Annotated in this window: 18 protein-coding genes and 1 riboswitch; of the genes, 10 read left to right on the forward strand and 8 right to left on the reverse strand. The window is 70.3% G+C overall.

From position 1 onward, the window contains the following. Positions 1-9 precede the first annotated feature (9 nt). The 4 genes from ACI6GS_RS16530 to ACI6GS_RS16545 are packed head-to-tail and all read left to right on the forward strand — an operon-like array spanning position 10 to position 10,697. Positions 10-3,120 carry an efflux RND transporter permease subunit gene (locus ACI6GS_RS16530; RefSeq protein WP_439814553.1) on the forward strand — a complete coding sequence of 1,037 codons (3,111 nt, stop codon included), beginning with the start codon at positions 10-12 and terminating at the stop codon, positions 3,118-3,120. Next, positions 3,117-6,299, forward strand: a complete 3,183-nt coding sequence (locus ACI6GS_RS16535) for an efflux RND transporter permease subunit (protein WP_439814554.1) — start codon at positions 3,117-3,119, stop codon at positions 6,297-6,299. Before ACI6GS_RS16530 ends, ACI6GS_RS16535 begins: the two co-directional genes overlap by 4 nt. Before the next feature lie 5 nt (positions 6,300-6,304). Further along, entirely contained in the window at positions 6,305-7,732 is a 1,428-nt protein-coding gene (locus tag ACI6GS_RS16540; protein WP_439814555.1) for an efflux transporter outer membrane subunit, read from the forward strand. A gap of 58 nt (positions 7,733-7,790) precedes the next feature. Beyond that, the gene (locus ACI6GS_RS16545) at positions 7,791-10,697 is read left to right on the forward strand and encodes a DUF2339 domain-containing protein (RefSeq protein ID WP_439814556.1); all 2,907 of its coding nucleotides are present in this window, start codon (positions 7,791-7,793) and stop codon (positions 10,695-10,697) included. A 3-nt stretch (positions 10,698-10,700) separates the two neighbouring features. Here the strand turns inward: ACI6GS_RS16545 and ACI6GS_RS16550 are convergent, their stop codons facing one another. Then, positions 10,701-11,825 carry a hypothetical protein gene (locus tag ACI6GS_RS16550; RefSeq protein WP_439814557.1) on the reverse strand — a complete coding sequence of 375 codons (1,125 nt, stop codon included), beginning with the start codon at positions 11,823-11,825 and terminating at the stop codon, positions 10,701-10,703. 150 nt (positions 11,826-11,975) lie between these two features. Between ACI6GS_RS16550 and ACI6GS_RS16555 the strand changes: the two genes are divergently transcribed. Beyond that, positions 11,976-12,173, forward strand: a complete 198-nt coding sequence (locus ACI6GS_RS16555) for a hypothetical protein (RefSeq protein WP_439814558.1) — start codon at positions 11,976-11,978, stop codon at positions 12,171-12,173. 33 nt (positions 12,174-12,206) lie between these two features. On the opposite strand, the gene ACI6GS_RS16560 is transcribed toward ACI6GS_RS16555, so the two are convergent. Further along, positions 12,207-13,526: an aspartate aminotransferase family protein gene (locus tag ACI6GS_RS16560; protein ID WP_439814559.1), complete on the reverse strand. Its 1,320-nt coding sequence runs from the start codon at positions 13,524-13,526 to the stop codon at positions 12,207-12,209. Positions 13,527-13,728: 202 nt separating this feature from the next. Between ACI6GS_RS16560 and ACI6GS_RS16565 the strand changes: the two genes are divergently transcribed. Both ACI6GS_RS16565 and ACI6GS_RS16570 read left to right on the forward strand, forming a co-directional pair. Continuing rightward, positions 13,729-14,814: a phosphotransferase gene (locus ACI6GS_RS16565; protein WP_439814560.1), complete on the forward strand. Its 1,086-nt coding sequence runs from the start codon at positions 13,729-13,731 to the stop codon at positions 14,812-14,814. A 95-nt stretch (positions 14,815-14,909) separates the two neighbouring features. Further along, positions 14,910-15,641, forward strand: a complete 732-nt coding sequence (locus tag ACI6GS_RS16570) for a TetR/AcrR family transcriptional regulator (protein ID WP_439814561.1) — start codon at positions 14,910-14,912, stop codon at positions 15,639-15,641. Here the strand turns inward: ACI6GS_RS16570 and ACI6GS_RS16575 are convergent. Further along, entirely contained in the window at positions 15,629-16,387 is a 759-nt protein-coding gene (locus tag ACI6GS_RS16575) for a TetR/AcrR family transcriptional regulator (protein WP_439814562.1), read from the reverse strand. The two genes, ACI6GS_RS16570 and ACI6GS_RS16575, sit on opposite strands and share 13 nt — an antisense overlap. Before the next feature lie 190 nt (positions 16,388-16,577). Between ACI6GS_RS16575 and ACI6GS_RS16580 the strand changes: the two genes are divergently transcribed. After that, entirely contained in the window at positions 16,578-17,018 is a 441-nt protein-coding gene (locus ACI6GS_RS16580) for an acyl-CoA thioesterase (RefSeq protein WP_439814563.1), read from the forward strand. 30 nt (positions 17,019-17,048) lie between these two features. Here the strand turns inward: ACI6GS_RS16580 and ACI6GS_RS16585 are convergent, their stop codons facing one another. Next, on the reverse strand, positions 17,049-17,432 hold the full coding sequence (locus tag ACI6GS_RS16585) for a nuclear transport factor 2 family protein (RefSeq protein ID WP_439814564.1): 384 nt from the start codon (positions 17,430-17,432) through the stop codon (positions 17,049-17,051). Positions 17,433-17,525: 93 nt separating this feature from the next. Further along, positions 17,526-18,548 carry a nicotinate-nucleotide--dimethylbenzimidazole phosphoribosyltransferase gene (gene cobT, locus ACI6GS_RS16590; RefSeq protein WP_439814565.1) on the reverse strand — a complete coding sequence of 341 codons (1,023 nt, stop codon included), beginning with the start codon at positions 18,546-18,548 and terminating at the stop codon, positions 17,526-17,528. Between the two features lie 2 nt (positions 18,549-18,550). Here cobT and cobS point away from each other — a divergent pair, with 2 nt between their 5' ends. After that, positions 18,551-19,318 carry an adenosylcobinamide-GDP ribazoletransferase gene (gene cobS / locus ACI6GS_RS16595; RefSeq protein WP_439814566.1) on the forward strand — a complete coding sequence of 256 codons (768 nt, stop codon included), beginning with the start codon at positions 18,551-18,553 and terminating at the stop codon, positions 19,316-19,318. A 3-nt stretch (positions 19,319-19,321) separates the two neighbouring features. Beyond that, positions 19,322-20,293, forward strand: coding sequence for an adenosylcobinamide-phosphate synthase CbiB (cbiB, locus tag ACI6GS_RS16600; protein ID WP_439814567.1), 972 nt, complete (start codon positions 19,322-19,324; stop codon positions 20,291-20,293). Here cbiB and ACI6GS_RS16605 read toward each other — a convergent pair. The 3 genes from ACI6GS_RS16605 to ACI6GS_RS16615 all read right to left on the reverse strand — a co-directional run bounded on the left by ACI6GS_RS16605 (position 20,290) and on the right by ACI6GS_RS16615 (position 24,575). Then, positions 20,290-21,087 (reverse strand): ABC transporter ATP-binding protein, encoded by a 798-nt coding sequence (locus ACI6GS_RS16605; protein ID WP_439814568.1) that lies wholly within the window; start codon positions 21,085-21,087, stop codon positions 20,290-20,292. The genes cbiB and ACI6GS_RS16605 overlap by 4 nt on opposite strands. A gap of 4 nt (positions 21,088-21,091) precedes the next feature. Further along, positions 21,092-23,104, reverse strand: a complete 2,013-nt coding sequence (locus ACI6GS_RS16610) for a TonB-dependent receptor (RefSeq protein WP_439814569.1) — start codon at positions 23,102-23,104, stop codon at positions 21,092-21,094. Between the two features lie 184 nt (positions 23,105-23,288). Further along, positions 23,289-23,520, reverse strand: a riboswitch (cobalamin riboswitch). Positions 23,521-23,546: 26 nt separating this feature from the next. Then, positions 23,547-24,575, reverse strand: coding sequence for a FecCD family ABC transporter permease (locus ACI6GS_RS16615; protein WP_439814570.1), 1,029 nt, complete (start codon positions 24,573-24,575; stop codon positions 23,547-23,549). Between the last annotated feature and the right edge of the window lie 97 nt (positions 24,576-24,672).

The following is a 24,672-nucleotide window of genomic DNA, read 5'->3' on the forward strand; positions in this document are numbered from 1 at the left end:
GGGCGGCCCATGAACCCCTCCAGCCCCTTCATCCTGCGGCCGGTCGCGACGTCCCTGTTCATGGTGGCGATCGTACTGGCGGGCATTGTCGGGTTCCGGCTGCTGCCCCTGGCCGCCCTGCCCCAGGTCGACTACCCCACGATCCAGGTCCGCACGCTTTATCCAGGCGCCAGCCCGGACGTCATGGCGCAGACCGTCACGGCGCCGCTGGAACGCCAGTTCGGCCAGATGCCGGGCCTGGCGCGGATGAGTTCGGTCTCGTCGGCCGGCGCCTCGGTCGTCACGCTCCAGTTCAACCTGGGGCTGGAACTCGACTCGGCCGAGCAGGAGGTGCAGGCGGCGATCAACGCGGCCAATGCCATGCTGCCGGCAGACCTGCCCGCGCCGCCCGTCTATTCCAAGGTCAACCCGGCTGACGCGCCGATCCTGACCCTGGCCGTCACCTCGGACACGCTGCCGCTCACCGAGGTGCAGAACCTGGTCGATACCCGTCTGGCACAGAAGATCAGCCAGGTCTCGGGCGTTGGCCTGGTCTCGCTCAGCGGCGGCCAGCGGCCGGCCATCCGCATCCAGGCCGACACCCAGGCGCTCGCCTCCTATGGCCTGTCCCTGTCCACGCTGCAGACGGCCATCGCCGCCGCCAATGCCAACAGCGCCAAGGGCTCGTTCGACGGCCCCTCGCGCTCGTACAGCATCAATTCGAACGACCAGCTGCTGACGGTCGAGGACTATGCCGACCTGGTCGTGACCTATGCCGATGGCGCACCCGTGCGCATCCGCGACGTCGCGCGCGTGGTGTCCAGCGCAGAGAACGTGAAGCTGGGCGCATGGTCGGGGCTGAAGCCGGCGATCATCGTCAACGTCCAGCGCCAGCCGGGCGCCAACGTGATCCAGACGGTCGATTCGATCCGCGCCCGCCTGCCCGACCTGACGGAAAGCCTGCCAGCCGGGCTGGACGTCCAGGTGCTGTCCGACCGCACGACCAACATCCGCGCGTCCGTCGAGCACGTGCAGATGGAGCTGGCGCTGGCCATCGTGCTGGTCGTCCTGGTGATCTTCTTCTTCCTGCACAGCCTGCGCGCAACGCTCATCGCCAGCCTGGCGGTGCCGATCTCGCTGATCGGGACGTGCGGCGTCACCTATCTGCTCGGCTACAGCCTCAACAACCTGTCGCTTATGGCGATGACGATCGCCACCGGCTTCGTCGTCGACGATGCGATCGTGATGATCGAGAACATCACCCGTCACCTGGAGCGGGGGGCAAAGCCGTTCCAGGCGGCGCTGAACGGCAGCCGGGAGATCGGCTTCACCATCGTCTCGCTCACCATCTCGCTGATCGCGGTGCTGATCCCCCTCCTCTTCATGGAGGATGTGGTGGGCCGCCTGTTCCGCGAGTTCGCGGTGACCCTGGCCATCACCATCCTGATATCTGCCGTTGTGTCGCTGACGCTGACGCCGATGCTGTCGGCGCGCTGGCTGCACTCCAATCCGGATGCCGAACTGGGCCGCGTCGGGCGCGGGGCGCACCGGCTGTTCACCTGGGTGGAGGGGCACTATGCCGGCGCGCTGCGCGTCGTCCTGCGGCACCAGGGCCTGACCCTGCTGTTCGTCGCCTTCACCATCGCGGCGACGGTCGCGATCGTCATCGCGATTCCCAAGGGGTTGTTCCCGGTCCAGGACACCGGGCAGATCAAGGCCGTGACCCAGGCCGAGCGCTCCGTCTCGTTCGAGCGCATGGCCGAGCTGCAGCAGCAGGCCGCGGCCCGCATCCTGGAGGACCCGGACGTCGAAAGCCTGAGCTCGTTCATCGGCGTCGACGGCGCCAACAACACGATGCTCAACACCGGCCAGATGCTGGTGAACCTGAAGGACGCCCGCAGCACGTCCGACCAGCAGGAGATCATGGCCCGGCTGCGCCAGCGCGTGGCCAGCGTGCCCGGCATGACTGTCTATTTCCAGCCGACCCAGGACCTGACGATCGACGCGGAATCGGGACCGACGCTCTATCGCCTGTCGCTGGAGGGCGTGGACACCCCGACCGTCACCGCCTGGACCCGGCGCCTGGCCCAGGCGATGGCGCAGCGCCCGGAACTGGCCAACGTCCAGACCGACGCGGGGGCGGAGGGGCCCGCCGCCTTCGTCCAGCTGGACCGCGACACGGCGGCCCGCCTGGCGATCACCGCCGCCAATGTCGACGATGCCCTGTACAGCGCGTTCGGCCAGCGCATCGTCTCCACCATCTTCACGCAGACCAACCAGTACCGGGTGATCCTGGAGGCGCGGCCCGACCTGTTGACCGATCCCGCCTCGCTGGGCCTGCTGCACCTGCAGACCAGCGGCGGGCCGACGCCGCTTTCAACCATCGCCACGATCAGCGAGCGGACCGCACCGCTGCAGGTCACGCATGTCGAGCAGTTCCCGGCCGCCACGATCGGCTTTGACACGGCACCCGGCGTATCGTTGGGGCACGCGGTCGACGCGATCCGCGCGACGATGGCCGAGATCGCCCTGCCGGTCGGCATCACGCGCACCTTCCTGGGCTCGGCCGGCGCCTATGAGTCCTCGCTCAGCAGCCAGTTCTGGCTGGTCCTGGCGGCGATCGTCTGCGTCTACATCGTGCTGGGCGTGCTCTACGAGAGCTACATCCACCCGCTGACGATCCTGTCCACCCTGCCCTCGGCCGCGGTGGGGGCCCTGGCGGCGCTGTACTTCACAGGCAGCGACCTGGGGGTGATCGCGATCATCGGCATCATCCTGCTGATCGGCATCGTGAAGAAGAACGCGATCATGATGATCGACTTCGCGATCGAGGCGGAGCGTGGCCAGGGCAAGGCCCCGCCGGAGGCGATCTTTCAGGCGGCGGTGCTGCGCTTCCGGCCGATCCTGATGACGACGCTGGCCGCCCTGTTCGCCGCGGTGCCTCTGATGGCCGGACTGGGCAAGGGGGCGGAGCTGCGCCAGCCGCTGGGGGTTGCGATCTTTGGCGGCCTGCTGATGAGCCAGCTGCTGACCATGTTCACCACGCCGGTGATCTACCTGGCCTTCGACCGCCTGGCCCGGCGCGTCCGGCGGCGCGCCCCCACGGCGTCCGAGGCGGCCGCGCCGGGACCCGCCGAATGAGCCTGTCGGCCCCCTTCATCCGGCGTCCGGTCGGCACTGTCCTGCTGTCGCTGGGGCTGGCCATCGCCGGGATCGCCGCCCTGATGGTGCTGCCGATCGCCCCCCTGCCCCAGGTCGACTACCCCACCATCAACGTCTCCGCCAGCCTGGCCGGTGCCAGTCCGGAAACGATGGCGACCAGCATCGCAACCCCGTTGGAGCGCCGCCTGGGCATCATCCCTGGCGTCACCGAGATGACGTCGACCAGCAGCACCGGCTCAACCCGCATCACGCTGCAGTTCGAGCTGGACCGCGACATCGACGGCGCCGCGCGCGAGGTCCAGGGCGCCATCAACGCCGCCCGTGTCGACCTGCCGGCGACGCTGCGCAGCAATCCGACCTATCGCAAGTCGAATCCCGCGGGATCGCCCGCCATGGTGCTGGCGCTGACTTCGCCCAATCGCAACCTGGCCGAGATCTACGAGTTCGTCAGCAATGTCGTGACCCAGCGCATCGCCCAGGTGGAAGGCGTGGGCGAGGTCGACATCGGCGGCGGCTCCCTGCCCGCGGTGCGCATCCAGTTGGACCCGTTCTCGGTCAACAAGTACGGCGTGGCGCTGGAGGACGTGCGCGCGGCACTCCAGGCGGCGAACGCGCACCGCCCGCGCGGCGCGCTGGAGGGTGACGGCCGGCGCTACCAGATCTACACCACCGGCAGCGGCGGTCGCCGCGCCGCCGACTATCACGACCTGATCGTCGCCTGGCGCGACGGCGCGCCGATCCGCCTGGCCGACATCGCGACGGTCGTCGACAGCATGGAGGACACGCGCGCCATTGGCCTGTTCAACGGCCAGCCGGCGATCATCGTGCTGATCCGGCTGCAGGCCAACGCCAACGTGATCCAGACGGTCGACACGGTGCGCGCCATCCTGCCGGAGGTCGAGGCGTCGCTGCCTTCGGACGTGTCGATCCAGGTCGCCTCCGACCGCACCAACTCGATCCGCGCCAGCCTGCACGAGATCGAGCTGACGCTGGTCATCGCGATCGTCCTGGTGGTGCTGGTCGTGGGCGCATTCCTGCGCGACCTGCGCGCGACCATGATCCCGGCCATCGCCACGGTGCTGTCGCTGCTGGGCACGTTCGGGGTGATGTACCTGCTGGGCTTCAGCCTCAACAACCTGTCGCTGATGGCGATCACCATCGCCACGGGCTTCGTCGTCGACGACGCCGTGATCGTGCTGGAGAACACGACCCGCCATATCGAGGCGGGGCGCGACCGCCTGAGCGCTGCCCTGGCCGGCGCTGCCGAGGTCAGCTTCACCGTCCTGTCGATGAGCGTGTCGCTGGTCGCCGTGTTCATTCCCCTGCTGTTCATGGGGGGACAGGTCGGCCGCCTGTTCCACGAGTTCGCGGTGACGCTGTCGGTCGCGGTCCTGATCTCGCTCGTGATCTCGCTGACGACGACGCCGATGCTGTGCGCCACGCTGCTGCGCCGCGACGCCCACCTGCGCAAGCCCGGCCTGGTCGCCCGGCTGTTCGAGCGGGGCTACGCCGCGCTGGAGCGGACCTTCGCGCGCAGCCTGGACTGGGCATTGGTGTCCAAGCCGCTGGTCGTGCTGATCCTGCTGGTCGCCATGGGCCTGAGCTGGTGGCTCTATACCGTGGTGCCCAAGGGCTTCTTTCCGCGCCAGGACAGCAGCCAGCTGATGGCCGGCATCCGCGCCGACCAGAGCATCTCGTTCCAGGCCATGTCCGAGAAGCTGCGCACCGTGATCGACATCATCCGCAAGGACCAAAGCGTGCGCACGGTCGTCGGTTTCACGGGCGGCGGGCGGGCCGGCGGCGGCTTCATGTTCGTCGACCTGAAACCGCTAGCCGAGCGGGGCGAGAGCGGGCAGGCCGTCATCGCGCGCCTGCGGCCGCAGCTGTCCCAGGTGCCGGGGATCAGCATCTTCCTCAATCCGGTGCAGGACCTGCGCATGGGCGGGCGGATGTCGAGCTCCACCTACCAGTACACGCTCGAGGGCGACGACGCGGGCGAGCTGCGCACCTGGGCGACCCGCCTGGCCGAGGAACTGAAGGGCAGCACCCTGCTGACGGACATCGACACCGACCAGGAAGACAATGGCGCGGAGACGATGGTGACCGTCGACCGCGACAGCGCGGCCCGCATGGGCATTTCGGCCCGCGACGTCAACAACGCGCTCTACAATGCCTTTGGCCAGCGCCAGGTCGCCACGATCTATGACGACATCAACCAGTATTCGATCGTCATGGAATGGGCGCCGCCCTTCGTGCAGGGGCCGGAGGCCCTGGCCGACGTCCAGGTGCCGGTACGCATCGCCGGGGCTGCGGCGCGGGCCGCCGGCAACGTGATCGACCCCGGTGCGCGCGACCAGGCCAGCGGCCAAGCCCTGAGCACGTCAGACCGCGCCATGGTGCCCCTGCCCGTGATCGCCAGCTTCAGCCAGCGCGCGACGGCGACCAGCGTGAACCACCAGAACCTGTCCCTGGCGACCACCATCTCGTTCAACCTGCCCGACGGCGTTGCCCTGAGCCAGGCCCAGGCCGAGATCCGCGCGGCCGAGGCGCGGATCGCCATGCCGACCAGCGTCCGGGGCAGCTTCCAGGGGACGGCGCGCAATTTCGACGCGACCCAGAACCAGCAGCCGATCCTGATCGCGGCGGCCATCATCGCGATCTATCTCGTCCTGGGCGTGCTCTACGAAAGCACGATCCACCCGATCACCGTGCTGTCCACCCTGCCGGCAGCGGGCGTGGGTGCCGTGATGGCGCTGATGGCGTTCGGCCTGGATTTCTCGCTGATCGCGCTGATCGGCGTGTTCCTGCTGCTGGGCATCGTGAAAAAGAACGCGATCCTGATCATCGACTTCGCGATCGAGGCGCAGCGCACCCGTGGCCTGTCGGCGACCGATGCCGTGCGCGAGGCCAGCCTGAAGCGGTTCCGGCCGATCCTGATGACCACGCTGGCCGCGGGCCTGGGTGCGCTGCCCCTGGCCATCGGCTTTGGCGAAGGGTTCGAACTGCGCCAGCCCCTGGGCATCGCCATCATCGGCGGCCTGATCGCCAGCCAGGTCCTGACCCTGATCACCACGCCCGTCGTCTATGTCTACATGGACCGGCTGCGTCGCCGCCCGCGTGCCAGCGGCGGCCAGGCGCACCCATCGCCAGCGGAATGAGCCCCTTGCCCCCTGCACGCCTGTTTCCTCTCCTGGTCCTTGTCCTGGCCCTGCCCGGTTGCATCGTGGGCCCGGACTATGAGCGCCCCGCGGCGCCGCATGCCGACCAGTTCAAGGCCGTCCAGGGGTGGGAGGCAGCCGTCCCCGGCGACATGCTGGCCAAGGGCGACTGGTGGACCCTGTTCGGTGATCCCGACCTCGACGCCCTGGTGGTACGGGTCGCCATCTCGAACCAGAACGTCGCCGCCGCCGCCGCCAGCTATGCGCAAGCGCGGGCGATCGTGCGGCAGCAGCGATCCAGCCTGTTCCCCGTCGTCGACATCGGGGCCGGTGGCAGCCGCAGCGGCGGCGGCTCGGCCACGTCGGAGCGGTCGAGCTATCAGGCCAGCATCGGTGCATCGTGGGAGCCGGACCTGTGGGGCCGCCTGTCGCGGGGGGTGGAAGGCAGCCTCGCCAGTGCCCAGGCCAGCGCCGCCGACCTGGAGGCGGCCAGGCTCTCGGCCCGGGGCGAGGTGGCGATCAATTATTTCACCCTGCGCGAGACGGATGCCGAGATCGGCCTGCTGGACCAGACGATCGAGGCCTATGAGGAATCGCTGCGCATCACGCGCAACCGCTACGAGGCAGGCATCGCCCCACGGGTCGACGTGCTGCAGGCCGAAACCCAGCTGGCGACCACGCGCTCCGGCCGTGCCGGACTGATCCAGCAGCGCCAGGTGGCGGAGAACGCGATCGCCGTCCTGCTGGGCACGGCGCCCAGCACCTTCCGCATTGCGCGCAGGGACTGGACCCCGGTCGTGCCCCCGGTGCCCGTGGGCGTGCCGTCGACCCTGTTGCTGCGCCGGCCCGACATCGCCGCGGCCGAGCGGCGCGTGGCGGCGGCCAATGCCGGCATCGGGGTTGCGGAGAGCGCGTTCTATCCAAGCCTGGTGCTGAGCGGCGATGCCGGGTCCGCCGCGTCGTCGCTCGCCGACCTGTTCACGGCATCGGCCAGCGTTTGGTCGCTGGGCCTGTCGGCGGCGACGACCCTGATCGACTTCGGCGCACGGGAGGCGCAGGTGGAGCAGGCGCGGGCCGGCTACTACCTGACCGTGGCCCAGTATCGCCAGACGGTGCTGACCGCGTTGCAGGACGTGGAGAACCAGCTTGTCGCCGCGCGCGCCCTGGCCCGGCAGGAGGAGCTGCTGCGCCAGGCCTCCACCGCAGCGGACGAGGTGGAGCGCATGCAGATGAACCAGTACCGCGCGGGCCTGATTCCCTATACCGACGTGGTCCAGGCCCAGGCCTCGGCGCTGAGCGCGCGGCGCTCGCTGATCCAGGCGTCGGTGTCGCGCCAGAATACGGCCGTCGCCCTGATCCAGGCCCTGGGCGGTGGCTGGGACGCCGGTGCGCTCGACGCCCTGGAGCCGGCCATGGCGGAGCCAGCGTCCTGATTGCAACGCCTGCCGTCCCGGCCTAGGAATCAGGGGTCGCACCCCGGACGTGGCAGGAATGGAAGAGTTCTACGGCCTGCTTCTGCTGGTGCTCCTGGTTGTCGTCGCCCTGCGCGCGGCGCGCACCACCACGGCGCTGAACCAGGTGCGCGACCAGATGGCGGCGCTGGGCCAGCGCCTGGACGAGGTCCAGCGCAGCCTGGACGCGCTGCGCCAGGCCCCGGCAGCGCCGCCCGTTCCCACGCCCGTGGCCGCGCAGCCCCAGCCTGAACCCGTCCCGCCCGACCTGGTGCAGGACGAGCGCGGCGCCTGGGTTCCGCGCGACGTCCTCTACCCACCCGCGCCGGAACCGGAGCCTGCGCCGATCCTTGCGCGGGCAGACGTTCCTCCGGACCAAATCGTCGGCTGGGACCACGGCGAACCGCTCTACGCGGATGAGCCGCTCCAGCCCGAGCCGAGCATCGCCGCCCGGGCCATGCCGGAGGGCGCGGACCGGGAATCCGAGCCGCAGGCGCCAACGTCCCCCGAGCCGCAGCAGCCCCCGCCGCCACCATCGCCCCGACCGGTTCCCAAACGCGACTTCGAACTGAGCTTCGGCCGGCGCTGGACGGTGCTGATCGGCGGCGGCTCGATCGCCCTCGGCTCCATCCTCCTGGTTCGCTACTCGATCACGCAGGGGCTGTTCCCGCCCGAGCTGCGCCTGCTTGCGGCGGCCCTGTTCTCCGCCGCCATGATGGCGGGTGCCGAATTCCTCCGCCGGCGGCGCGTGTTCGGGCCCAGCAGGCTGCGCGCCCTGCCCGACATCCCATCGACCCTGTTCGGGGCGGGCGCCGCCGGGCTGTTCGCGACGCTGTACGCGGCCCATGTCGTCTATGGCTTCATCGGACCGGGCACGGCGTTCGGTGGCATGGCGGCGGTGGCCATCGCCGGGATCGTCGTCTCGCTCAGCTATGGGCCGCCATTGGGTGTTCTGGGTTTCGCCGCCGCCCAGGCCGTGCCGCTTCTGGTCGGCGGGGGCGAGCCCAGCCTGATCCTACCCCTTTATGTCTCCGCCGTGGGTGCGGCCGCCTTCATCGTTGCCAATCGTGGCGGCTGGCCGTGGATGGAGGCGCTGGCCGCCCTGGGCCTGTTGATCTGGACCGTAGCCCTGCACGACCAGTACCCGGCCTATTCCCAGATCGTGACCCTGGTCGTGACGCTGGGCGCGGTCGCGGCGACGGCCCGCCGCCTGCCCGCGACGGCGCGCGGGGCCGATGCCTGGGGCACCAGCAGCCTGGGCCTGGCCTTGCTGGCGGCGATGGTCGTGCTGATGCCAACGCCGGCAGGCATCGACTGGCTGGGGGTGACGCTTGGCCTGGCCGCGCAGCTGGGGGTGCTGGGGCTGGCCAGCCTGCGCGCGGGCGTGCCCGTGGCCGGCGTCCTGGCCGGTGCCGCCCTGGCGCTGAGCCTCAGCAACCTGGCGCAATACGTCCAGGCGCACGAACTCTATGGCTGGTCGGGGCCGGAAGTGATCGCCGCCGGCCGGACCGGCGTGTCGCTTGGCTTTGCCCTGACCACTGCCGCGGTGCTGGGCCTGGCGGGTCTTGCGCTGGGCCGCCTGGCGCCGCGCGCGCCGCGCGCCGCGGTCTGGGCCGTATGCGGGCAGGTCCTGGCCCTGGCCGGCGGCGCCTTCGCGCTGGACCTGGGCGGACAGCCGGCGGGCGCCACGGCGACGATCGCCGCGGTCGGCGCGCTGGGCCTGCTGGCCATCGCCTGGCCGCGCCAGGGACCGCCGGCGCCGGAGCGCGAACTGCCCGTGGTGCTGGCTGCGACGGGTGCCCTTGCTTTGCTGGGCCTGGTGCCGACCATCCTGTTCAGCGGTCCGACGCTGACGCTGGCCCTGGCCCTGGTGATGCTGGCCGCCGCCGGCCTTGCCGTGCTGTGGCAGGTGGCGAGCCTGGTGCCAGTGGCCGCCGCCGCAGGCCTTGCCATCCTGGCGCACGCCGCATGGCAGACCGTGCTGGACCTCAGCGCCGACAGGGCTGCCAGCGGTGCCGACCTGATTGCCCTGATGCTGAACAGCGCGGTGCCCGGCCTCCTTGCGGCTGGGGCGGTCCTGCTGCTGCGCCAGCGCCTGGGCCTGGAGCGCCTGACGGAAGGCGACGCCCGCTGGCGCGCCTGGCTGCGCCTGTTCCCGGCGTCGGGTGCGGGCGCTGCCCCGCCGCTGAGCCTGATCGTGATGACCAGCAGCGCAAGCCTGCTGCTGCTGGGCGGCCTGGGCCTCGCCATCCGCTGGATCGTGTTCGGCAATGCCTATGCCCCGGTCCAGGCCCCGACCGACATCGGGACGCTGGCGGCCTTTGTCCTGGGGGCCGCGCTGACGGCGCTGCGGCTGGATGCAGCCGTCCAACACCGGCACCTGGCCCAGGCCGCGCACGCACTGACCTTTGCCGGCACGGCGCTGGTGATCCTGGCCGCGATCCTGAACCCGTTCGTGTCCAGCGCCCATGTCGGAGCCTGGCCGATCCTGAACCTGATGCTGCCCGCCTATCTGGTGCCGGCGCTGATCGCCGCGGCCATCGCCTGGCGCGCGCGCGACCGGGAACCGCTGGCTGCCGCCGCGGGCGGCAGTGCTGTCCTGGGCGGGTTCGCCTGGCTGAGCCTTGCCGTCACGCAGGCCTATCAGGGGGCCTGGGTCGCCTTCGAGGCGGTCGGCGAGACGGAATTGTGGACCTATACGCTGGTCTGGCTGGCCTATGGCCTGGGTCTGCTGATGCTGGGCCTGCGCCAGCGCCTGCGGCCGCTGCGCCTGGTTGCCTTTGCCGTGATGATCGGCGTCACGCTGAAGGCCTTCCTGATCGACATGGACAACCTGACCGGCGTCGCCCGTGCCCTGTCGTTCATGGCGCTGGGCCTCGTCCTGCTGGGCATCGGCATGTTCTATCAGCGCGTCATGGCCCGCCAGGACGATGCCCGGGACGAATGAGCGTCAGGGGGCGGGCGCCGCCGGCCCCATGAACCAGTCCAGGATGGCGGCGTTCTCCTCCCGCGGATAGGTGTGGGAGAGGTCCGCGATCTCGCAATAGGTGACGTCGGCCCCGGCCTGGACCAAGGCTTGGTGGGCGCTGCGGGCCATGTCGACCGGGAACATCCAGTCCATCGCGCCATGGATCAGGCGGATCGGCAACGTTCTCAGCCGCGTCTCGTCGATGAAGTTGAGCAGCATCGGGTGAAAGCTGGAGGCGATCGGTGCCAGATGGGTGAAGGGCGACCCAGCACTAAGCCCTGACACGAAGGTGAACGTGCCGCCGTCGCTCATCCCCGTCAGCAGCAGGTGCTCCTCGTCGACCGTCCAGCGCTGGCGAACGAAGTCCAGCATCCGGCCCAGCTGTGGCCCATCGATCTCCGGCTCCATCAGCGACCAGGTCTGCCCCGCCGATGTCGGGCTGACCAGGATCACACCGCGCGTGCGGGCGTCGCGTGCCCACGTCCACAGGAAGTCGCGGCCATGCCCGCTTCCGCCATGAAGAGCAAAGACGACGGGCCAGGCCCGCGTCGGCTCGTAATCCTCGGGCACATAGATCGAAAAGCCGCCCTTGGACCCGCGCTCGTTGTCGGCGTGCATGATGCCGACACTTTCAACCGAATCGCGGGCGGCTTCGGCCAGGCGCCGGGCGCGGGCGTCACTGGCGTCGCCCCCTTGCGGGTTCAGGAAATAGCGGCTGACCGGCGGCAGCATCACCGCAAGCGGGTAGAGCCGCTCCATCGCCCGGCCGACATGGCGCAGCGCGCGATAGGCAGGGAGCAGGCCCTCCGCATCGCTGGCCGCCACGCGCAGTTCCTGGTAGGCGTCGGCCACTTCCTGCCCCGCGGCCTCCAGATAGTCGCGCACCAGGCCCAGGTTGTCGGGCCATGGGACAGCGCCCAGGGCGGCCATCGCCTCCCGCACCGGTGCATCGCGCGGGCCAACCGCCTCCACCAGTTCGGTCAGGCGGGGGGGATGAAGGTGCCGGCCGATCAGGACCAGGGCATCGAGCGCCCCCAGCAGCGGCCGCAAAAGGCCCGTGATCGCGCCATAGAGCGCCTCACCATCCTGTGCCGCGTCCGCCGCCATGGCCGGTCCCCCTTCGTGTCAGGGGACGGAGTCTAGCCGCGCCGGCCGCGTCGCGACAGCCGGCGGCTGCGGCGCGGGCGTGCGACCCCGAAAAGCGGCATTTCGGCACCGCAGCATGATATACCCCGCGCTCACGTAAGGAGCCGCAACTTGGCCTATCGCATCCACATCGTCGAAAAGACGGGCATCGGCTCGACCAGCGAGCTGGTCGAGGAAGCAACCTCGGCGCTGGAAATCGTCAAGCGCGGTCGCCAGCGCGGCGCCACGATCCAGGTAATCGACGCCAAGACCAAGGCGCCGATCAGCGACGCGATGCTGGCCCGGCACGCCAAGCGCAAGAGCGCCTGACGTCCTTCTCCCGACGGTACCGCCCTGCCGCCCTCAGTGCGGCAGGATGCTCGCGTTGGTTTCCACGAAGTCGGCAAAGGCCGCCAGGAAGCCTTCGACCTCAGGTGCGCCCACCAGGATCGACAGGGCCATCATGCCGCGCGCAGTCACGTACTGGCCGCGCAGCAGCATCTCGATCTGCCACAGGTGGACCAGGCGCGGGTCGGCGGCGGCCAGTTCGCCCGGCGTCGTCACCGGCCCGGGGACGAAGTTCAGGCTCATCATCGAGCCTTCCCCCGTCATGCAGGCGGCGATGCCCGCCTTGGCCAGGATCGCCTCCATCCCGGTGCGCAGCGCATCGCCATGCGCATTCATCGCCGTCAGCGCCTCAGGCGTCAGGACGTGGGTGATGCCGGCCAGGCCCGCCGCCATGCTGAGCACGTTGTTGTTGAACGTGCCGCCATGGCTGAAGGCGCCGGGCTGGGCCGGATCGAAGCGGTCCATCAGGTCGGCCCGTCCGCCAAAGCCGCCAAAGCTGGCGCCGCCGCCCATGTACTTGCCAAGGGTCGCCAGGTCCGGCGTCACCCCGCGCTTGCCCTGCAGGCCCGATGGTGACAGGCGCGAGGTCATTACCTCGTCGAAGATCAGCAGGATACCGGCCGCCGCCGTTTCCCGCCGCAGCATGTCCAGGAAGTCCTGGCTGGCCGGGATGCAGCCGCCGCCGCCCATCATCGGCTCCAGGATGACGGCCGCCAGGTCGGGCGCCAGGGCGCGGACCTGTGCCTCCGTCCCCTCGACATCGTTATAGGTCCCGAACTCGAACGGGAACGGCAGGTTCAGCGGCGAGCCGCCCTTGGCAAAGGTCAGCACGCCGCCGTGATAGCCCTCGCGGAACACCAGGATCCTTGCCCGGCCGGTGATGGCGCGCGCCATCGACAGGGCCATGATGTTGGCCTCCGTCCCCGAATTGCAGAAGCGAACCCGCTCGAATGCCGGAAACCGCGCTACCAGTGCCGCCGCCAGGTCCGCCTCATAGGTGTTGGGCGCGCCCAGCAGGATGCCCTTGTCGATGGCGCCCTTCAGCGCCGCGGCGATGACGGGATGCGAATGGCCATAAAGGGCGGCCGTGTACTCCGACACGAAGTCGACGTAGGTATGGCCGTCAATGTCGGTCAGGCGGCAGCCCTCGCCCCCCGCCATCGCCACAGGAAACGGCGGGTACCAGATCGTGCCGCGCGTATTGCCACCGGGCAGCGAGGCAGCGGCCGCTTCCTGCCGCGCCAGGCTGCGGGGGTTGGCGCGCGTATAGCGCTCCCGCGCATCGGCGATCGCGGCATCCAGTTCCAGGTTGGGCAGGGGCGTGTGCGCGTTCATCGGGCAATCCGTCGGCAGGGGGGTGGCGGCGTGGCGGGCTGGCCCGATCAGACCACATCCCCTTCGCAGGCGCAGCAGGCGCGGAGCGGACTCCGCCCATTTCGCCCAGTGATTTTTGCCGCGCACCCCTGGCCTTTGCGGCGCCAGTCGGCTAATGCCCTCGCCATACCCGAAAGAACGTTGTTTCACCGAGGAGCTTCCCATGGCCCGGCCGATTCCGATCGTGGCACCGGACGAGATCACGCCGGACTGGATGACCGACGTGCTGCGCGCGCGCGGCCTGGACGTGACCGTGACGGCCCTGGATTGGAGCCAGGTCGGCACCGGCCAGTTGGGGGAGACGCGGCGCTACCGCCTGACCTATGCGGGTGCCGCACCTTCGGGCGCCCCCGCAACCGTGGTCGGCAAGTTCCCCTCCGCCAGCCCGGTCAGCCGCGAATTCGCCGCGACCAATGGCCTGTACCAGACGGAAGTCAATTTCTACACGCAGCTCAGCGCCACCGCCGGGATCCGCGTGCCGCGCACCTGGTTCGCGGCGCTGGACCCCGCGACCATGGACTTCGTCCTGCTGTTCGAGGACATGGCCCCGGCCCGCGCGGGCGACCAGATGCGCGGCTGCACGCTGGCGGAGGCGCGCGCCGTGCTGGTCCAGGCAGCCAGGCTCCACGCCTCCCATTGGGACGATGCCGCACTGCTGGCGGCGGAATGGCCGGCCAAGGCGGAACTGACGCAGGACTTCTACACGGATGAGCTGCTGAACAGCCTCTATCCCGGCTATATCGAGCGCTATGCCGAGCGGATCGCACCCGACGTGCGCGCGGTCGTGGACGCGTTCATGGCCAACTATCCCCGGTGGAACAAGCCGCTGAGCGGGCCGCGCTGCCTGACCCACAATGACTTCCGACCGGACAACATGCTGTTCGGTACGGGCGACGGATCGCCCGACGTGGCCGTGGTCGACTGGCAGTCGCTGAACATGGGCATCGGGGCAGTCGACGTCGCGTATTTCCTGGGCGGGGCGCTGGACCGCGACCTGCGCCGCGCGCACGAGGACGACCTGCTGGCCGAGTACCACGCCACCCTGGTTGGCCTGGGGGTCAAGGGCTACAGCCTGGCGGACTTCCACCAGGACTACCGCCACTATTCGCTCCAGGGCATGACCACGGCCATCGGCGCCTGCATGCTGGTAGTGCGGACCGAACGGGGCGACACGATGTTCATGACCATGCTGGAGCGTCACGCCCGGCACGCGATCGACCGCGATGCGGTCGCCCTGCTCACGGCCTGAGTGTCGGGCGGACCTTGAACCGGTCCGGGATTTCCCGGGATGCGCGGCAATACTGATCGCGATTAGACTTCTGGCGACACTCAGCAGGATTCGTCATGTCTTCAGGAACCGGCCGCGGCCGGGACAGCCAGGCCCGGGAACGCGGTGGCCGGCGCAAGAGCACCGGGCACAGCCTGCCCCGCGCGGCCGTCAGCGCAAGCCAGGCGCCGCAGGCCGACCCGGCCCAGAAACTGACCCCGCGCGGCGAGCAGAAGCGCTCCCAGATCCTGGACGCCGCGGCCGCCGTGCTGGCCGACCGGGGCTTCGCCGGCACCACTTTGGCCGAGATCGCGGAGCGCGCCGGCACCCAGGCCGGCAGCCTCTACTACCACTTCGAATCGCGGGAGGATCTAGTCGAGGAGGTGCTGCACCACGGCGTGGCGCAGACTTTCGCCCATGTCCGCGCCTGTCTGGCGGCGATGCCGGCCGATGCCGGCCCGCGCGATCGACTGGCCACTGCGGTTCGCGAGCACGTGCGCTTCCAGCTGGTGGTCAGCAATTATGCCAGGGCCTCGGCCCGATCCAACGGCCAGGTCCCGGCCGAGATGCGCAACCGTATCAACGAGGAATTCCGCCGCTATGGCGCCTTCCTGGACGGCCTGTTCGCAGCGGCCGTCCAGGCCGGGGCGATCGACGGCTCCGTCGACCGCAAGGCGCTGCGGATGCTGGTGATCGGCGCCGCCAACTGGACGCCGGAATGGTACCGCGATGGCGGCTCGTCCAGTGCCGAGCAGATCGCCGACCTGCTGGTGCGCCTGCTGTTCCGGGGGGCCGGCTACCCGTCCTGAGCCACGCGCTGTCGCGTCAGCTGTTCCTCGCTGCGGGTCAGCTCCCGGCGCAGGCGCACGGCCCCCTCCGGCGTGGCGAAGGCCAGCAGGACGATCGCGAAGCGATGGCCCAGCAACGCCCGGAAGCGCCGTGCGTCCATGTCGATCCACAGCCAGCGCATCATGACCGAGCGGTAGACGTCGTCGAGCACGCTGGAGACCAGAGGCGGCTTCGCGTCGGGCAGCAGCAGCCCCTTCTCCATCGCCTCCGTCACCATGCCGGCCCAGTAATTGGCGCGAGGCCGCTGGAACAGACGGGCCAGTTCATGGCCCGACGTGCTGAACAACGCGCCGAACAGGGCCCGTGAATAGTCATAGGCGTGGAACAGGTGGCGCGTGGCGATATCCAGCGCCTCGAATGTGCGGTCCAGCGGATCGCTGGTCGCTGAACCCGCCACCTCCCTGTTGAAGACGTCGAGGTCGGTGCTGAAGATTTCCAGCAGCAGGTCGTGCTTCTGCCCGATCAGGTTGTAGATCGTCGCCAGGCTGACATTGGAACGGTCGGCCAGCATCTGCATCGAGAACGAGGCGGCACCCGCCTCAATGATCAGGGCACGCGCGGAGGCCAGGATGCGCTCGCGCCGCCGGGCCTTGTTGGCCTCGCGCTTGTCGGGGCGTGCGGCCTCGCCGGCGTCGGCCGGCAGTGCGGACGTGTCGCGCTCGCCGGGGTCGCGGCCAGGCGGCGGGGGCGCCGCGGGGTCGGACATTGTCTCTTGAACCTCCCTGGTGGACCGATCTGCCGTCGGTTTGGAACCGATCCTAAACAGGAATCGGCGTTGTGGCATCAGGGTTACGCAGCCGCACCCTGGACCTGTTGCGCCTGCGAAAACCGCCGGGGTAGAACACGTCCTGTTTCCGACCGGGCAAGAGTGCCTGAATGGACCCAGGATTTGCGCCATGGCACTGACCGATCCCGATCGCCAGATCGAATCCCGCTACCCCATCGTGATGGACATCTCGGTCCGGGTCAGCGACCTGGACGGCTATGGCCACCTGAATGCCATCCGCCTCGGCCATTACTACGAGGAGGCGCGGGCCAGCTTCTATGGCATCGCGCTGAAGGGCATCCCCCGGGTGCGCACCGTGGTGGGCCAGCTGACCATCCGCTACCTGCGCGAGGGCTTCTGGCCTGGCAGCCTGCGCTGCGCGACGGGTATCGAGCGGATCGGCAGCGCCTCCTTCGACATGGTGCAGGCGCTTTTCCAGAACGGCCGCTGCATCGGCGTGTGCGACACGACGGTGGTCAACACGGCTGATGGCGCGAGCGCCCCCCTGCCGCCCCTGCTGCGCGCGCGGCTGACGGAGCTGCGGCTCAAGGCGCCGGCCCTGGCAGACTGAGCCCCGGCCCGCGGCTCCATGCCCGGCCGTTCAGGCCAGGAGCGGTGCGGCCCCCGCCGAATCAAGGTACTCGTCCAGGCGCGTGATGCGCCCGCCCGCGACTGCGACGACCATGCAGCCGGGCCAGCGGAATGCCTCGCCCTTGTTGGTGCGCCCGGTCATGACGAACTGCTGGACGAAGCCGCCGGGATAGACCTGGCGCCTGATGTCCAGATAGCGGCGCTCGTGCAGCGCGCCAAAGAACCAGGCCACGCCGCCCAGCGTCGTCTCCAGGTCCTGCTCCACCTGGTCGGTATTGTGCCAGACGCGGACGTCGGGCGCGTAGAGCGCGCGGATCCCCTCCAGGTCGCCCGTCTCCAGTGCTGTGACGAATCGCTGGGCCACGGCTTCGATTTCGGCTGGCGAATCGGCCATCGCTGCATCCTCCCGGCTTGTTGTCGTTGTTCGTGCGTGCGGCCGCTTATGGGCGGCGGGTGACGTTGCGTCAACCGGGGGCGCGCAGCGCGATCAGTCCTCGCCGCTGACCCCGGCCTCGGCGAATGTCGCCATGCCGCCGTGGACCGCCAGCGCGGCCCGCAGGATCGGCACGGCCAGGGCGGCACCGGACCCTTCGCCCAGGCGCAGGCCCAGGTCCAGCAGGGGCTGCAGCCCCAGCGCCACCAGCTGCCGCCGGTGGCCCTGCTCGGCCGAACAGTGGCCGGCCAGCGCGTGGTCGAGCAGGCCAGGACCCAGCGCCCGCACGACCAGAGCAGACGCGGTGCTGACAAAGCCATCCAGGACCACCGGCACGCCGCGCATGCGCGCAACCAGAATGGCGCCGACCATCGCCGCCAGCTCGCGCCCGCCCAGGCGGCGCAGAACTTCGACCGGGTCCGCCAGCCAGGGACCATGGAGGGCAAGCCCGGCATCCACCGCCGCGGCCTTGCGCGCCAGGCCTTCCCCGTCGACCCCCGTCCCGCGCCCGACCCAGCTGGCACCGTCGCCCCCCAGCAACGCCGCCGACAGGGCGGCGGCGACCGTGGTGTTGGCGATCCCCATCTCCCCCACCGCCAGCAGGTCGATGCCGTCCGGCACCGCGTGCCAGCCCGCCTGCACCGCCGCCAGGCATTCCGCAGCACTCATGGCCGGGCCTTGCGTGAAGTCGGCCGTCGGCCGCGCCAGGTCCAGGGCCAGCACGTCGAGGGTCGCCCCGGCAAGGGCCGACAGCTGGTTGATCGCGGCCCCGCCCGCCGCGAAGTTGGCCACCATCTGCGCGGTGACGGCCGCGGGAAAGGCCGACACGCCGCGCGCCGCCACGCCGTGGTTGCCGGCACAGATCAGGACGTGTACGCGGTCCAGGCGCGGCACGGGGCGGCGCTGCCATCCGGCAAGCCAGACTGCCAGCTGCTCCAGCCGGCCAAGGGACCCGGCCGGCTTGGTCAACTGGCCCTGCCGCGCCAGGGCGGCGGCCGCGGCCGCACCGTCCGGCGCCGGGGCCAGGGGGCCCAGCGTGGCAAGGGCGGCAAGATCAGTGGGTATGGCAAGGGTCATTGATGCGCTCCCATTCCTCTGAGACCTGGACCGTGGCGGCGTTGGCCAGCGATGTCGGCGCGGCCTTCGGCCTGCTGACGCGGCTGCCCGTGCCGGGGGTGCATGCGATGCGCCCGGTCCTGGCCTGGTCGTTTCCCCTGGTCGGGATTGTTGTCGGGGGGCTGGCGACGCTGGTCCTGGTCATCGCGCAAGGCATGGGCGTACCGGCCCTGCCCGCAGCACTGCTGGCCCTGGCGGCGGGCGCGTTGGCGACCGGAGGCCTGCACGAGGATGGCCTGGCCGACACCGCCGACGGCTTCAGCGGCGGCGCCACGCGTGACCGCGCGCTGGCAATCATGCGCGACAGCCGCATCGGCGCGCATGGCGCCCTGGCGCTGATCCTGGTCGTGGCGCTGAAGGCATCGGCCCTGGCCTCGTTGGACGGGGCCGGGGCGGGCATGGCGCTGATCGTGGCGGCAGCGTTGTCGCGCGCCTGGATGGCCGTCCTGATGGCGGCCCTGGCGCCGGCGCGGATGGACGGCCTTGCCCGCGCGGTAGGCCGGCCGCGTGGAGGGACGGCACTGGCGGCGCTGGGCCTGGGCGGGCTGGTGACCCTGGTCCTGCTGCCGTTCGGCGGCGCCATCGCAAGCCTTGCGCTGTCGGCGCTGGTCGCACTCTGGCTGGGCCTGGCTGCAGCGCGCAGGCTGGGCGGCGTCACGGGCGACGTGCTGGGCGCGACGCAGCAGGCGACGGAGGCCGCCATCCTTCTGGCCATCGCTGCGGGAGCTTAAGCGATGGTCGAGGTTCAGGCAGCCATCGTGCTGACAGCATTGGTGATTGACGGTCTGGCCGGCGATCCCGACTGGCTCTGGCGTCGCCTGCCGCACCCCGTCGTCTGGTTCGGCGCCGTCATCGCCCGCCTCGACCGTGGCCTGAACCGGCCGGCATGGTCCGCCCCACGGCGCAGGGTGCTGGGGGTGCTGGTGCCGCTGTGCCTGGTCGCCGCCATCGGCGGGCCCGCCCTCATCCTCTCCCTCAGCCTGAGGCAGCATCCCCTTGGCTGGACCGTGGAGGCCCTGCTGGCCGCCGTCCTGGTGGCGCAGAACAGCCTCGCACGGCATGTCAGCCGCGTGGCTCAGGCGCTTGAAACCGATGGCCTTTCCGGTGGGCGGCAGGCCGTCTCGATGATTGTCGGGCGAAACGTCGCGGTCCTGGATGAGCACGGTGTCTCGCGCGCCGCCATCGAAAGCCTGGCCGAGAACTTCTCGGACGGGATCACGGCACCCGTCCTGTGGCTGGCGCTGGGTGGCCTGCCGGGCATCGCACTGTACAAGGCGTTCAACACGGCCGATTCGATGATCGGCCACCGGACGGAGCGGCACCTTGCCTTTGGCTGGGCCTCCGCGCGGCTGGATGACCTGGTAAACCTTCCGGCCTCGCGCCTGACGGCCCTGCTGATTGTTGTTGCGGCCTGCGTGACACCGGGCTGCCGGCCGGCGGCGGCCTGGGCGGCGATCCGGCGCGATGCCCGGCATCACCGCTCGCCCAATGCAGGCTGGCCGGAAGCCGCCATGGCGGGCGCGTTGGGCCTGCGCATCGGCGGGCCACGCCAGTACGGCACGCACATGGTGGACGACCACTGGATGGGCGACGGGCGGGCGACGGCGACGGCCGTGGACATCCGCGCTGCGCTGCGCCTCTACCGCGTCAGCCTGGGCGTGCTGTGGCTGCTCCCCGCCGCGGTCCTGGCGGTCGGCCTGCTCTAGCATCCTCCGGCCGGGGCCTGCTCCTCCCGCCGCCAGGGCAGGACAAAAGCTTCTCCCTCGTGCCGGCCGTACAGCCCACGGACGCGGTACGCGCGCGACAGGTTGGCGTCGCTCAGCACCTCGGCCGGCGGACCGTCCGCCACGACCTGGCCATCGCTCATCAGCACCACCCGGTCGCAGAAGCGGGCAGCCAGCGTCAGGTCGTGCAGCACGGCCACGACCAGGCGGCCGTCATGCGCGATACTGCGCAGCAGTTCCATCACCTGGAGCTGGTGATAGGGGTCAAGTGCCGCGACCGGCTCATCGGCCAGCAGGATCGGCGCCTCCACCGCCAGTGCCCGGGCCAGCATCGTGCGGGCGCGCTCGCCGCCGGACAGGGTCGTGGCGACACGACCCGCCAGGGTGTCGACCCCGGTGCGGGCCATGGCCTGCTCCACCGCAAGGCGATCGGCGGGCGCCAGGCGGGCAAAGGGCGACAGGTGCGGCAGGCGCCCCAGGGCGACCAGGTGGCCGACATTGATCGGCCAATGGATCGTCTGGCCCTGGGGCAGATAGGCGACACGCCGCGCCAGGTCCGCACGGGACAAGCGGGTCACGTCCTGCCCGTCGACCATCACGCGGCCGCCGGCCAGCGGCACCAGGTGGGCGATGGCGCGGATCAGGGTCGACTTGCCCACCCCATTCGGGCCGATCAGGCCGATCAGCGCGCCGCCCTGTGCGGTGAGGCTGACGCCGCGTACGATCGGGTGGCGCTCGATCGCCACCGCGACGTCGCGGACGTCAAGCCCCACCATCGGCCTAGAGCCCGGCCAGGGCGCCGACGTCCAGCGACGTGCGGAACCCGACAAAGGCGCTCAGGCCATAGGACCGCTGCCCGGCAACCGTCTGGTAGTCCTTGTCCAGGACGTTGACGACCCGGCCGTACAGTTCCCAGTCCGCGGTCAGGTGATAGCTGGCCAGGACGTCGAAGGTGACGAACCCATCGGTCCGTCCGGCGAACGAGGCTTCGTTGGCCGAGCGGTAGCGCGCGCGCAGCGACAGGTCGAGGTCGGGCAGCGGCGAGACGGTGACCATCGTCATGCCGACATGCCGCGCCTTGCCCACCCGCGCGCCCAGGTCCAGGTCGTCATTCAGCAGGAACGTGTAGCTCTGCTGGACGCGCAGCCAGTCGAGCGGCTGCGCCGTCAGGCCCAGCTCGACCCCGCGATTGCGCGTCTCGCCCCGCTGGATGTAACCCCCGGCGGCGAAATCGAAGTCGATTTCGCTGGTCACGTCGGTTTCGAACCAGGTGAGTTCCAGCGCGATGTCGCGCGATGCCTCGAAGACATCGACGCCGACATCCCAGCCTTCGCTCTCCTCGACCTGCAACAGGGCATTGCCATAGGTCGGATCGAACAGCTGGAACAGGCTGGGCGCCTTGGCCCCCGTGCCATAGCTGCCGCGCAGCTTGACGTCGGTGCCGGGCGCCACGTCCGCCAGGTAATAGGCCGCCGTGCCGCGCCAGGTGGTATAGCCGCCGAACCGGCGGTTGTCGTCATGGCGCACGGCCCCGGTCAGGGTCAGGTTGCGCACCGGCTCCAGCGCGACCTCGCCGAAGCCTGAATTGGTCTCGTTGTCGGCGGTGAAATTGCCGGAGAAGGCCGTCACCTGGTCGGTTTCCTCCCGCTCCAGGTCAAAGCCCGCGACCAGGCGCACGATGTCCACCGGCCGGATGGTCGAGACGAGGTTTATGTTGCGCTTGGCGCCCTGGTAGACGTCGCCGTCGACCGGCTGGCCCTGGCCATAGAAGCGCCGGTCGGTTTCGTACCAGCTGGCGGTCAGCTGGTTGGTCCAGCGCCCGTCCCAGGCATCGTGGGTCAGTCGCAGGGCGATGGCGTCGTCGTTCTTGTCGGAATTGGTGCTGAACGTCGCGTCCTGCCCCGTGCCGTCCAGGTCCTGGTCGGCGATGCGGTGAAAGCCCATCACCTCGGCCAGCAGGCTGGGCAGCAGCTGGACGCCGACACGTCCGCTGATGTTGTACTGCCAGGCACGGTCATCCTCGTCCGCGGGCCCCCGCAAGGGCACGGTCAGCGACGGCCCGTCGACCGCCTGGCCCTGCAGCGTCAGGCGGAAGTCGACGATGCCCTGCCGGCCCAGGAGCGAGGCCCCGCCCCGCCGGGTGCCGTATGAGCCGCCCTCACCCTCCAGGTTCAGGCGATAGCCGTCTTCCGTCGCCTTCTGCGTCACGATGTTGATGACGCCGCCGATCGCGTCCGAACCATAGAGCGAGGACTGGTTGCCGCGCAGCACCTCGATCCGCGCCACGTCCAGCGTGGTCAGATGCTCCATCTGGTACTGCGAGCTGGCCAGGCTGGGGTCGCCCAATTCGATCCCGTCGATGAGGACCAGGATCTGCTCGTTGTCGGAGCCACGGATATTGACCGCGCCCACGACGCCCGGCCGGGTGCTGGCGGCGGTGATGCCGGGAATGTCCTGCAGCGATTCGCGCACCAGGACGCTCTGCGCACGCTGCAGGTCCTCCTGCTCCACCACGGTATAGGCACTGCCCACCGCCCGCGGCTCCAGGCCGGCGCGGCTGGCGCTGACCACGACGCCTTGCGACTCGGGCACGATGATGACGCCGTCACCGGTCGGCGCCAAGGCGCTCTGGCCCGAACTGGCGCCGGCCGCGACCAGGGCCGTTGCCTCGCCCCGTGCGGGCGTGGGGGTGGCGGCCGTCTCGTCGGCGCGCACCTCCGCGGCCAGGGTCAGGACCAGGCCAAGCGCGGTGGCGCAGGCGACATGCTTGGGGAATGCTCTAGTGGTTCCCATGACGGGATGCCCTCGGGTCTGCGGAAATCGTCCGCGGCACAGACACAAGGGGGCGGCCGGCCAAGCCGCCGTCCGGCACCGAATCGCAGATCCTGTGGATCGACCCCGCGACCGCCATGGCACAACCACCCCCTCAACGGGTCGCCACGACGGTGGTCCGCTCCCCCGGCTAGGCCCGGCCGGAAGATGGGCGACGTTGGCGGCAGGTCTCCTGGCTCGTGGATCGGTGCCCCCGTCGCGCCTTCCCAGGCCTTGCGGCCCAGTGGCATAGAGTCGACGAACGCTCCCCACTTACAGTTGCGGGTACAGCCACAGGCTTGGCCCTCATCCCCTGGATCCGGTATCCGGAGCCTGGGTGGGCCGCACTGCGTTCCCTTTTGATCCCCTTTCGGGGAACCACCGGGGCGGACCCTAGACGCAACCCATGCTGCAGCGCAAGCGGCTACCAGATGCGGCGCGCGCGGAACAGCAGGACCAGGAAGAACGGCACGCCCAGGAAGGCGGTGACGACGCCCAGCTTCAGCTCGTTGCTGGCGGGAATCAGCCGGACGACGATGTCGGCAGCGGTCAGCAGTGCCGCTCCCGCCAGGGCGGAGGGGAGGATCGCCCGGCTGGGGCGGTAGTCGGTCAGCGGTCGCACCAGGTGCGGCACGACCAGGCCGACGAATCCGATCGCCCCCGTGACGGCGACGGCCGCCCCCACGCCCAGGCCGACGCCCGCGACCATCCGGATGCGCACGCGGGCCAGGTCCACGCCCAGCGCCTTGGCGCTATCCTCCCCCAGCGTCAGGGCGTCGAGCGCCCGCCTGTCCCACAGCAGCAGCAGGATGGCGCAGACCATCAGCGGCAGGGCGATCTGCACATGGCTCATCGAGCGATCCTCGAGCGAGCCGAGCAGCCAGAACGCGATCTCCATCGCGGCAAACGGGTTGGGCGACAGGTTGAGCGCCAACGAAATGCCGGCCCCGGCCAGGGTGCTGAGCGCCAGGCCCGCCAGGATCAGCGTCAGCGGGCTCTCCGACCGCCCCGCCACGGCGACCAGCACGCCCAGCGCCAGCAGCGCACCGGCCACCCCGCCCAGGGGCAGCGCCAGCGGCATGCTGGCCGACAGCCCGAAATAGAGCACGATCACGGCGCCCAGGGCCGCGGCGTTCGACGCGCCCAGGACCGACGGCTCGGCCAGCGGATTGCGCAGCAGGCCCTGCAACGCCGCACCCGCGGCCCCCAGCGTGGCCCCCACCGCCAGCGACAGGATCAGGCGCGGGCTGCGGATGTCGAGCACGATCGCCTGGGCGATGGCATCGCCCGCCAGAACCTGGTGCAGCAGCTCGACCGGCGGAATCCGCGCGGCCCCCAGGGCCAGCGAACAGGCCGCCAGGACCAGGATCGTCAGGATAAGGCCAGGAATCAGCGCGATTCGCGCGCTCTGCCTGACCGCAATCCTGTCCTGCGCCTGGTCCGCGACTGCCACGTTCAGCTCCGCCTGTTGCGATCCGCGTCCCCCCGTCACGCTTGTGTCCCGGGGCCGTTCACTCCAGCCTTAGGCCGATCCCGGACAAAATGAAACT

This window comes from Zavarzinia sp. CC-PAN008 (assembly GCF_051903925.1).
Lineage (GTDB): Bacteria > Pseudomonadota > Alphaproteobacteria > Zavarziniales > Zavarziniaceae.